Genomic DNA, 10,932 nt, shown 5'->3' on the forward strand with positions numbered 1-10,932 from the left:
AACACAGGAATAGTGAGTAAAAATATCTTTTTGGAAAACAAGAAAGCACTCTTCATGGACAGACGGCCTCCGTAATCTGCAAAAGGGAGCGCGCAGCTTTTTCCCATGTAAAAGTGGCCGCACGGGCTAATCCTGCCTGACGCATTTCCTGCGCTTTAGCCGGTGTATCAAGAATGTGCATGACCCCTCGCGTAATGGCGTCTGCGTTATGGGGGTTGACGTAGGTGGCGGCGTCTCCACAAATTTCGTGCAAAACTGGGATATCCGCCGCTACAACAGGGCATCCACAGTACATGGCTTCCAGTGGTGGCAGGCCGAAGCCTTCATAAAGAGACGGAAAGATAAAACAGGCTGCGGCCTCGTAAAGAGCGCGCAATTCCTGATCACTCACGCGTCCAACATAGATTGCCGCTTCTGGCAGTGTTTGTTGCCCCTGAGCGTTGAACACAGCCTTATTGACGCTCCCACTGATGACAAGTGGGGTACCCCGTAGAGCGAGAGCCTCGGCGAGTGGTCCCAATTGTGCGAGGTTCTTGTGGGGAGCCAGATTGCCGACTGCAAGCACAAACCCTTGGGTGCGCAAAGAGTGCTTTGTCAGAATACCGGTGTCAGCAGGAAGATTTTTTATATGCTCTGAACCCTCGCTGATAATGGAGATCTGCTCGGCTGGGATATGTAGGTATCTGGATAGCTCATTACGCGAAAACCGGGAGACCGTTACAAGACGGGCGCCACTGTAACGCAGCATGGTCAACAGAAACCTGTACCAGGTACGGAACTTCCATGAATAAGAGTTGGGCTGACTGAAGACTCCAGCGTCATGGATAATGACGATACGATTTTTTCCAAAAAGAGGCGCTGTGTTACCAAGACTTATCAGAACACCGTTTCTGATAGCTTTGGGAAGATCCAGTTGTTCCCATAACTGGCCGCGCCTACGCCCTACCGCGCGAAGCGGGCGTTCAGATGCGCTTTCTTCTAGAAGCGCGGCATTTGGGGTTAGCATGACGGGTGCCGGATACCCATCCGCCATACTGACGCGGGCAAATGCTGCGCTGATTTCTAGCGCAAAACGTTGCACTCCACTTAAAGGCTGCGTCATGAAGCGTCCATTGATGTAGATATCTGGTCTTACCAACGCACTCTCCTTGTCAGAGGGTCTCATCTCAACTCGCGGGCAGAAGGCCGTACCGTTTGTAGACGTGGAAAGGACTTTTCTCGGCTTTTCCCAAACTGTTAGGCGGAGCCTGTGTGAGAACAGCGCCCAATGTGCGCGCATCATATGTGTGCAGGGTACGCAATGTCTGCGTAAGGGTGGAGGCTGATGTGTGGCCCCACTTTACCACCAGCACCACGCCATCTGTCTGGCGAGAAAGAATTGCGGCATCGGGAAATGCGAGCGCGGGAGGCGTGTCCAACAGGATCATGTCATATTGAGACCCAACATGCGCCAGTATTTGTCCCAGTTCTTCCGGCAGAAGCATGGCCCCATTGCCATGATGACGAATTGCATCCGGTGTCAGAATATCGACACCCGGCAAAACATCCCGCTCAAGACCAGCCAGAAGCGGATCAACTGGCATGTGGTTATTCTGTGCAACCCTGAGAGCGCCGAGCACGCGCATAGTGGAAGGGTTACGGATATCGCAATCAATCACAAGCGCACGTTGCCCGCAGCGTCCCGTATTGGCGGCAAGGGAAAGAGCAAAAGTTGTTTTGCCTTCGCCCTGTTCTGCCGAGGTAATCAGCACGACCTTGGCGCGAAAGCGGCTATGACCAAAGGATAGAACGCTTCTGATGGAATCGACCGTTTCGATATAAGCAGAACGTTGGGGGGAGCTGTATTGCCGAACCAGAGAGCCGGTAAAGGCGGGCACCAGACCCAGAGCAAAAAGCCCCGGAATGGCGTCAAGCTCCTCAAGGCTGCGTATGCCTTTATGCACACGGTCAATAACGAGCGCTGAACCGGCTCCCGCTAACAACGCAAACAGAAAGGCAATCGCCATATATTGCTTGCGCGGTGGGCCCTGAGGTTCCAGAGGTGGTTCCGCACGGGAAATCAGATCGGCTTCAGCAACCTGAAGTTCTGCTTGCGTTGAGGTCTGCGCAAAACGGCCCAGATAGTCCTGATACACGGTGCGTGCTGCAGTTGCTTCACTCTGAAGTTGCCGCAGGGTCACATCAGCCTCGTTCTCAGCCGTAACCTGCTTCTGAAGTTTGTTGACCTCGTTAGAGAGCGCGGCAACGCGTGCCTGAGCACTGGCAAGTTCTTTGGCGGCACTGTTGGCAATACGGTGGACTTCGGCCCCTATACGGCTGCGGATATGTGATGCGGCGGCACGCGTGGACTGAAGTTCTGGATTAGCGTCCATGACAACTTGGCTCAAGCTGGCCGCCTGACTGCTGACTTGCGCCTCCTGCGCCTGCAATTGCTGGATCAAGGGGGAGGAAACAGCCTCCGGAATACTATCCAGACTACCATTTTTGATTGCGCTGCTGATTTCTGCATATCGTGCACGGTGTGCTTCCAAATCACCGCGCGCTACAATAAGTTCGCGATTCATTTGGCTCAATTGCTGATCTGTAACGGTCGCGCCGCCGTTTGTATTATTGTCAGTTCCCGCGACGGGTGCTCTTTCCAGTTCAGCAGCAATCAGACCATTTTTTTCGCGGAAAGCCTGTACAGCCTGCTCGGCTTTGCGTAACCGGTCACGCAGCGGCACAATCTGCTCATCCAGAAGCGCATTAGCCTGCCATGTGGCTGTCACTTTCATACGTCTTTTGAAATCGAGATAGACGTCCGCATAAGCATTGGCAATCCGCGCACTCGTCTGTGGATCAGCCGTGCTGGCGGTAATGGTGATGATGTAAGAGCGGCCATCATTCAGAACGGTCACCCACTTGTTCAAAAGCTCACTCACCGCCTGAATACGTTCGTTTTCCGTTAGGGGACGGACCGCAGGAGGACTTACGAAAAACCGTGTTACGGTATTGGTGATACGTTTGCTTAAAGGCACGTAACTGAGGCTTTCCAGCACATCCGGGTCGTGGGTCAGATCAAGCTTTTGAACCACAGCCCGAGAAATGGTGGGGCTGCGCAGAATACTGACCTCACTGTTTACGGCGACGGTATCGACTTCGGGCGAGGAAACCGTGGCCTGAAGATCACGGAAGGGAGCCTGTCTTGTCCCGACAATCAGAATTGAAGAGGCATCATAATAAGGTTTCATGGAAAAAATGGCGACAGCAGAGGGGATCGCAATTGCCAGAGTGACAACGGCAATCGTAATCCGGTGCCGGTTCATAATACTGAAGGCATGCAAGGGAGAGACCTGTTGTGGTGCCCCAGGCAATGTGGATTGCTTGCTGTAAGATGAGGGGATTTGCAGAGTATTCATCGCTTTTGTCCTCTCACGGTGAATGATAAGATTGATGTGGGTTTAGAAAATATGCCGGTATTATCCAGCATTATTCTAGCGAGCCCCTTTTTGTGTCAGGACAGCCGGGATGGTCTTTATCAGGATGATAATATCGCGCCACAAGCTCCAGTTGCGGACATACCAGTTATCTAGCTGGACACGGCGCACATATGAAGTATCGCTACGTCCACTGATCTGCCACAGCCCGGTGATACCTGGACGGGTGGCCGTATAATAACTGATGTCTTTTCCGTAATAGACCTGTTCTGCCGTAATGATAGGACGTGGGCCGACAAGGCTCATATCCATTTTCAGGACATTCAGGATCTGCGGAAGTTCATCCAGACTGGTCTTGCGGAGTATACGGCCGATGCGGGTAATCCGTGGATCGGACGTAAGTTTGTAGGTAGCTGCCCATTCTGCCGCCGCTTCCGGATTGTGTGCCAGAAGATCAGCCAGCACCGCATCTGCATTAATGACCATGGTGCGAAATTTGAGGCACCGGAACGGACGACCGTCTCGCCCAATGCGGGTGTGCCCAAAAATAGCCGGCCCGCCATCCAGTCGGACCAACACGTATATGATGGTCAGAACGGGTAAAATGGTTATCAAAATCAAAGATGCCACGAACAGATCAAACGCAATTTTAGCGAAATAGTGGATGGGTTTTTCCAGATTGCTCCGGAATGTCATCAGCATTCCGTCATGGCTGAAATAGGAATGATAGGCGTAATCTAGCGGTAACCCTGACACGGGAGACATAAGGCAAAATGGCAACCGCGTGCGGGTAATATGTTCAATTACGGCGTGCCCAAAGGGATCATGACTATTCAGAACCAGCATGAGTTTTGCTGCACCGTGGCTTTCAAGTAATCTATGCCTCAGCTCTTCTACGGAAATATCCAGCAGACGAGATGCAGAGACACATCCTACTGAGTACAGGCTCGGAAAACGCTCGCTGGAAAACACTGCCACAGCATGAGCGCAGGTTTCAGGCTCCCCAATCAACAGAACCGGGAGACGCCACAGGCCTGCCCGATGGAGAAGCCTTTTGGTTAATTGCCGTGACGAGATATCAATAAAAGGAAATAACAGAAAGGGAAAAAAAGCGTATAAGGGGGGGACGGTAGGCCAGGCGAGTGCAATGAATGCTGCCGCTGCCATAAAAGAAGCCCCTATGATTTGGGCTGTTTCATTCCAGAATGGTTGCCTGTCCGTGTAATGTTTCTTGTATATGAAGTATGTGGACATAATAAAAAACAAGAAAATATAGAAGGAAAATTCTTGTTCTGTATAAAATGTATTTTGTTCATAAAATAGGCTTGGCGTGGCCACAGACAGAGCAAAAGAAACGCAGTCTGTTATCATTAATGAAAGACCACATATGATCTGTGCCTGCGTGCTTTTTCGTAAAGATGACGGAGGATTCCTATCATCTTTGAAGAAAAAATCCTCATGGTCCGTTAAAATGACGGATGGGGCGACTGCTGCATTAGAACCGTAAACATCCATGACACACTCCGCATCATTTCGAACATGTCGAGCCAAAATTTTTTGATAGTGTGAGATTTATTGGATGACGGCCCAGCAGGAAGCCGCACATGCGCTAACCTACCTGACCACAACAAGCTTTATACGCGGCTATTGGCCTGTTGGTTGCATGGAGAAGAAAAAATATTCCACAGAAGATAACGTGAATGTGATGTCTTTTTCTGCGAGAACTCAGGCAAGAAGGAAAAAAGGAAAACATGCTTATAAAAAGAAAGTTTTCCGTATTCAGGTTTAAAGTGTAATTCTCTCGATCGGTACAGACTCGGCGTATCTAAAAATCGTTATCAGTAAAAATATCGTCGTCCATTTCGTTAAGAATGATTGGTAGAGTGTCTGGTGCGTAAAATAGTGGTCATTGGGCTGAGTTTGACAGCTTCTGTTCCTTTGTGGAGCGGAGGAAGCGCATTTGCTCAGGTTATTGATACATACTTCCCTCCGGCAGGCAGTGGGGCTGGAGATCTGGCTGAAGAGCCAGCACAGATCCGCGCGCTGGGAGAATATGCTCCTCTTGGCAAGCGGTTTGGTCCTTTCCAAATCAATGCGGATGGTGGCGAGGCGATCGGGTACGATACCAATGTTGATAAGATTCTCGGGGGAAAGGCCAGCGCAGTCATCAACACGCAGGCTAATCTCAGTGCGGTGGCTCGGTGGGGAAAGCGCGATGTTCTGCACGGAAATATTGGTGTGGATGATGTTCGTTACCCGTCACGCAGCATTCAGAATAGAACGAACTGGACTGCCAATATAGGCGGTGTTCATGATTTTGGTCATGACACAATCGGGGCCTCCTATACTCATCTTTCTCTTGTGCAGATGCCAACGGACATGGGGGCTTTGGTTTTAAGTCGGCCTGTACCGTATCAGGTGGATGACATAAGACTAAGCTACACAGCGACCACGCATGGAAGAGTCAGTTTTATTCCGCAAGGCGGAATTCAACGATATCATTTTGGTTTTTTTACGCCATCCGAATTTCAGCCGACGCAAACCTATCGAGATCGTGTCATCATTACGCAAGGCGTGACAGCACAGTATGAACTGCGTCAAGACAGTCATGCCCTCTTGGTGGTGCAGGGTACGGAAATCCGTTATCAGAATCAGTTGGAAAATGCTCCTTCTCGTGATTCCAACGGATTTTCTATTATGGCGGGGTATGATTTCGGCTTGCATGGCCCCATTCGCTTTCGAGGTGTTGTCGGGTATCAGACGCGGCATTATCGGGCCACGGCGTTTGGGGTCATTAACTCCCCGATAGCTGAAGCAGAATTAAAGTGGTTACCAACGCGCCTGACAACAGTTACTGCGACGGTTCACCATGGTATTGATGATAGCGCATTTGAAAATATTGTTGGTTATACTTTCACTGGGGCCCGCATCGGGGTTACTCATAATTTCAAGAGAAATATAGTTTTTTCTGCCTATGGACAGCTTCAAAGAGCGAACTATCCGGCGGCTCCGGCTTTCTTGGAAAACACAGTGCTTTATCAAGGTCGGAACAAGCAGTCTCTCTATGGGGGCGGTCTGGGAGCAGAATGGCTGATCAACAGACATATTCGTCTGGCAGCCAATTATGATTTCAGTAGCCAGAGTACCATAGGAAGTGGGCGTTTTCCCGTTCATCGCTTTCTGATCAAGGTTCAGTTCTCTCTTTAAGAAAGATCTTGTTTGGTGCGGATTATTCCACACTCCTGAAAAACATACTGACTGGAGGAAATGACGTATGGCGACGACCTGTTCAGAGTTTTACCGTGTTGCCATTGGGCGGTCGGTATGTTGGGGAGTGATTGGAAGCCTCCTGGCTGGATGCACCCCTGGGTGGAACCTGAAGCCTGTCACGGCTTATGATCCCAGTGATTACCGGCTAGGTGTTGATGACGAAATTCGTGTCATGACGTATGGGCAGGATCAGTTTACGTCCAGCTTTCGCGTTGATAGCCAGGGAAAGGTTGCGTTTCCTGTTGCCGGAAGTTTGCGTGCGGAAGGGCTGACAACGGAAGAGTTTTCGGACGAAGTAAGAAAAGCCTTACAGTCAGCGCAGATGTTGCGTGATCCTAAAGTGGCGGTCGAGGTATCAGCTTACAGGCTGGTGTCTGTACTGGGTGAAGTTGCAAAGCCGGGCCAGTATCCCTACCAGCCTGGTATGACTTTGCTGACAGCCGTTGCGGCCGGGGGAGGATTTACCTACCGGGCTTTGGAGAGCCGCGCGTATGTGGCGCGCCAGGAAGGGCATCACACAACGGTAGGTTTTCTCAAACCTTATGATTACGTAAAACCAGGTGATGTTATTAAAATTTATGAGCGGCATTTCTAGGAGAGAAATAATTATCGGATAAGAAAAAATCCGATAATAAGAATGCTCCAGAAAAGTAATCCTATTGTAATACCAATAACGAACCCACGGGCTGGCCGTAAACGGTGGGAAGGAAAAGACCGTTTTTGTTCGTTGGATGACGCCTTAGGCGCTTCTTTACGTGTTTTTAGCGTCAAGTTACGTATCCTATAACAAAAATACTTTGCATCCCGATAGCTTTGCTGAGGATAACATTACGTCTTTTCATCTGTAAAGCATGACTGAGTCTATGATCGGCCGTTGGCGCGCAACGGAACGGAGGATCCAACTATGGGGGATACTACTCTGAAACAGTCAGCATATTCTGATCTGCGTGTTGCTATCGTGCATGAATGGCTAGAGCATTATGCTGGCTCAGAGCGTGTGGTGGAACAATTACTGATTATGTATCCACAAGCAGAGATGTTTGCGATTGTCGATTTCATGCCGCAGGCCGAGCGTGTGATGCTGAAGGGGAAACCCGTTCAGACTACATTTATTCAACGGCTTCCTTTCGCACGGCGTTTTTTCCGTTATTATCTTGGCCTCATGCCAATTGCTGTGGAACAGTTGGATCTTTCGGGCTTTGACCTGATTATTTCCAGCAACCATGCAGTTGCCAAGGGCGTGATCACCGGACCAGATCAGATTCATATTTGTTACGTCCATTCACCCATGCGGTATGCGTGGGACATGCAGGCTGCCTACCTGCGCCAAAGCAATATGGAGCGTGGAGTGCGTAGCCTATATGCACGTTGGCTCCTGCATCATATGAGAAACTGGGATGTACGCTCGGCAGCTGGTGTGGATGTATTTGTAGCCAACTCCAATTACATTGCCCGCCGGATTAGAAAAGTTTATCGTCGGCAGGCTCAAGTAGTTTATCCACCGGTAGAAGTGCGGCCATTGAAAAATCTGCCCTCTGTAAGGCAGGATTACGTCGTCGTCTCCAGAATGGTGCCTTATAAACGTATTGATCTGGTTGTTGAGGCTTTTGCCCGTATGCCAGATAGGGTTCTGCATGTTGTAGGAGATGGACCAGAGCGTGAAAAAATAGCGCATCTGGCAACTCATGCTCCTAATATTATCCTGCATGGCCGTTTAAGTGATGCAGATGTCGAGAATTACATGTGTCACGCGAAAGCTTTTGTGTTTGCGGCCGAAGAGGATTTTGGCATCACAATGGTGGAAGCGCAGGCATGTGGTACTCCGCTGATTGTTTTCAACCGCGGCGGCGCACGCGACATTGTTCGGCAAGACAATGATATAGCTGGCCCCACAGGTATATTTTTCAGTGAACAGAGTGCAGAGGCAATTGTTGCCGCTGTTGAACAATTTGAAGCGACAGTGCCGCCCATTGATGCACAACTTTGCCACACCAATGCCCAACGGTTTTCGGAAGAGGCTTTTCGCAAGAATATGTTTCATGTTGTGGAAAGTGCTATGGCACTACAGAATGAACCATAGGACGCCTCTAAACAAGATTGTCCGCGATATATAAAAATAAAAAGGTGGGAAAATGACCGTGCCAATGGTGGGGATGATCCTTTTTCCCTTGTGTTTGCTGTTGTGGGCCCGTCCTACAACTATGTTGCATATTTTGTTGTTTGCTGGCGTTCTTCCAGCTGCGGCCGCTCTTATTGTTGGCGGGTTGGGGGTACAACCCGCCATGGTTCCGGCCTTGGCTTTTATAAGTTTTGTTCTGCTGCAGTGGATCATGGGAGTGCGCTACCCCGGTGACAGAACAGTCATGACTTTGTGTTTTCCTTTTATTCTTGTCGTCATGTGGACCGTCGTGGGATCATTGATCATGCCTCGGTTGTTCATGAATCAGGTTATGGTCTGGCCTCAGAAAGGCGATACTGTCGGGGGGCGTGTTTTACTTTCTCCAAATTTTGGGAATATTTCTCAGGATATTTATCTGATTATCAACACATCTTTAATGGTGATTTCTGCACGATTTTTAACGCGGAATGATGTCTCTATCGAGAAACTTTATCGCACGTTTCTTCTGTCAGGCTGGGGAGTTGTCATAATTTGCATGTGGCAATTAGCCCATCGTCTTGCAGGTGTGCCTTATCCCGACATCTTTTTCTATTCCAATCCGGGTTGGGCTGTTCTCAATACCCAGATGGCAGGTCCGGTTCCGCGTATCAATGCGTCCTTTTCGGAACCAGCTGCCTGCGCAATGTTTCTGTGCCAGATTTTGTTCTCCTGTGTCTGGATTGTCCTGCAAGGCTATTCCATAGCGGGAGCAAAGTGGCTGATTCCAGCATCTGCTTTTGCACTGGCCTGTACAACATCAACCACAGGGTTTGCGACAGTGGCGGTTGGTCTTTGTCTCCTGCCTGTCGCCATCATGCTGACAGGAGCAACACGATTAATGGGTAACATTCTACGGTTGGTTGTCGGCGGGGCCGCTGTCGTGGGCTGTGGTATTCTTGTGTTGGTAACAGCCGTTCCGCAAGTTGTGCCAGCCGCCCAAAATGTCTATCAATCCACTACAGAAAAACAGCAGAGCCAATCGTACCAGGACCGTTCACAAGCAGACAGTGATTCAATGGCTTTGGTTGGAGAGACCTATGGCTTAGGGGTAGGGTGGGGAAGCAACAGGGCCTCCAGCCTTATTCCAAGCCTGTTATCGACAATAGGGATAATAGGCGGGATCGGGCTTCTCATTTTTGATGGACTGCTTTTGAGAGCAGCCATGCACGCCCGACGCACTGTTCCTCCAGGGCCAGAACGCCTGGTAATAGATGGAATGCTTTCTGCTTTGGCCGGAGGCATTGTCGCGGCCTGCATTTCAAGTCCAACATTGGGGCTTCTGAATTTCTACTTATTGATTGGCATGCTAATTGCGGCCATTGCTCGCGTTGATTTGCAGTCTCGTGAAACAGTTGTTCAGAACTCTATTGTAGAATTTCAAGAGCATCTTGCGGACATGGAAGAAAAACCACGCCTTTTGACAAAAATGCTCTAGAAATAAAATACACTGGGTGTATCAGGCTTATCTGTAATTTTTCGATTTAATGAGCATTATTTATTATGAGGTCAGGAACTGTTTTTCAGCGCTTGGGTTTCTCCATTTTTCTAGGATCTTCATACCAATTCGAAGAAGTTCTTCAGTTCGCTCCGGGCTTCTGGCCTCAACGTATATACGGAGTTCCGGTGCATTTCCTGATGGGCGCAGATGTACAATATCGCTATTACGAAAAGTCATTCGTATGCCATCTGTCTTATCAATATGTGCCAGTGGTCCACATATCTTGGAAAAGCCAAGGTTTTCCAGACTTTCATCAGGATTTTCCAGTAGCAGCGTAAGATACGAAAGACTTCTTTCTGTCGGCATATCGGCCAGACGGTCACTTTGTGTAAAGCGCGGCGGTAGATTTTTAACCAATCCAGCAAGACCGTGCTCTTCCCGCCGAGCGGCAACCAGTGCACATATCATTGGAAGAACGGAATCACGTGTGGGTAATGCCGAAAGAGTGCGCTCTTCAAATGTCACATCAGTTCCGAGCAGGAAGCCACCATTTGCTTCATAGCCAACAGCAGGAACTATCCCTGCGGCAGCAGCTTTCATCATTTCCGCCACCACAAAAGGGGAGCCAATGCGCGTACGTTGAGTGTGCC

The 10,932-nt window shown here is 49.6% G+C and carries 8 protein-coding genes and 1 pseudogene; 5 read left to right on the plus strand and 4 right to left on the minus strand.

Features of this window, described 5'->3' with window-relative positions:
- Window positions 1-52 precede the first annotated feature (52 nt).
- The 3 genes from AD948_RS07770 to wbaP form a co-directional block, all read right to left on the minus strand.
- Complete coding sequence (locus tag AD948_RS07770; RefSeq protein WP_248845961.1) at window positions 53-1,102, minus strand: glycosyltransferase family 4 protein; 1,050 nt, start codon at window positions 1,100-1,102, stop codon at window positions 53-55.
- Window positions 1,103-1,166: 64 nt separating this feature from the next.
- Window positions 1,167-3,398: a GumC family protein gene (locus AD948_RS07775; RefSeq protein WP_061471396.1), complete on the minus strand. Its 2,232-nt coding sequence runs from the start codon at window positions 3,396-3,398 to the stop codon at window positions 1,167-1,169.
- 75 nt (window positions 3,399-3,473) lie between these two features.
- Window positions 3,474-4,931 (minus strand): undecaprenyl-phosphate galactose phosphotransferase WbaP, encoded by a 1,458-nt coding sequence (wbaP, locus tag AD948_RS07780; RefSeq protein WP_061471397.1) that lies wholly within the window; start codon window positions 4,929-4,931, stop codon window positions 3,474-3,476.
- A 64-nt stretch (window positions 4,932-4,995) separates the two neighbouring features.
- On the opposite strand from wbaP, the gene AD948_RS07785 reads away from it, so the two are divergent.
- The 5 genes from AD948_RS07785 (at window position 4,996) to AD948_RS07805 (ending at window position 10,279) form a co-directional block, all read left to right on the plus strand.
- Entirely contained in the window at window positions 4,996-5,205 is a 210-nt protein-coding gene (locus tag AD948_RS07785; RefSeq protein WP_061471398.1) for a hypothetical protein, read from the plus strand.
- Between the two features lie 101 nt (window positions 5,206-5,306).
- On the plus strand, window positions 5,307-6,623 hold the full coding sequence (locus AD948_RS07790; protein WP_061471399.1) for an outer membrane beta-barrel protein: 1,317 nt from the start codon (window positions 5,307-5,309) through the stop codon (window positions 6,621-6,623).
- A 67-nt stretch (window positions 6,624-6,690) separates the two neighbouring features.
- A complete protein-coding gene (locus tag AD948_RS07795; protein WP_039904726.1) occupies window positions 6,691-7,281 on the plus strand; it encodes a polysaccharide biosynthesis/export family protein in 591 nt (196 codons plus the stop codon).
- A 309-nt stretch (window positions 7,282-7,590) separates the two neighbouring features.
- Window positions 7,591-8,766, plus strand: coding sequence for a glycosyltransferase (locus AD948_RS07800; RefSeq protein WP_061471400.1), 1,176 nt, complete (start codon window positions 7,591-7,593; stop codon window positions 8,764-8,766).
- 52 nt (window positions 8,767-8,818) lie between these two features.
- Entirely contained in the window at window positions 8,819-10,279 is a 1,461-nt protein-coding gene (locus AD948_RS07805; protein WP_061471401.1) for a hypothetical protein, read from the plus strand.
- Window positions 10,280-10,342: 63 nt separating this feature from the next.
- On the opposite strand, the pseudogene AD948_RS07810 reads toward AD948_RS07805, so the two are convergent.
- Window positions 10,343-10,932: pseudogene (locus AD948_RS07810) on the minus strand (phosphomannomutase); the annotation flags it as partial.

The organism is Acetobacter senegalensis (assembly GCF_001580995.1).
GTDB classification, from domain to species: Bacteria; Pseudomonadota; Alphaproteobacteria; order Acetobacterales; family Acetobacteraceae; genus Acetobacter; species Acetobacter senegalensis.

Bases quoted from the DNA above. Each gene is read 5' to 3' on its own strand.
- AD948_RS07770 (WP_248845961.1), bottom strand. From the start codon at position 1,102: ATGACGCAGCCTTTAAGTGGAGTGCAACGTTTTGCGCTAGAAATCAGC.
- AD948_RS07775 (WP_061471396.1), bottom strand. From the start codon at position 3,398: ATGAATACTCTGCAAATCCCCTCATCTTACAGCAAGCAATCCACATTG.
- wbaP (WP_061471397.1), bottom strand. From the start codon at position 4,931: ATGGATGTTTACGGTTCTAATGCAGCAGTCGCCCCATCCGTCATTTTA.
- AD948_RS07785 (WP_061471398.1), top strand. From the start codon at position 4,996: ATGACGGCCCAGCAGGAAGCCGCACATGCGCTAACCTACCTGACCACA.
- AD948_RS07795 (WP_039904726.1), top strand. From the start codon at position 6,691: ATGGCGACGACCTGTTCAGAGTTTTACCGTGTTGCCATTGGGCGGTCG.
- AD948_RS07800 (WP_061471400.1), top strand. From the start codon at position 7,591: ATGGGGGATACTACTCTGAAACAGTCAGCATATTCTGATCTGCGTGTT.
- AD948_RS07805 (WP_061471401.1), top strand. From the start codon at position 8,819: ATGACCGTGCCAATGGTGGGGATGATCCTTTTTCCCTTGTGTTTGCTG.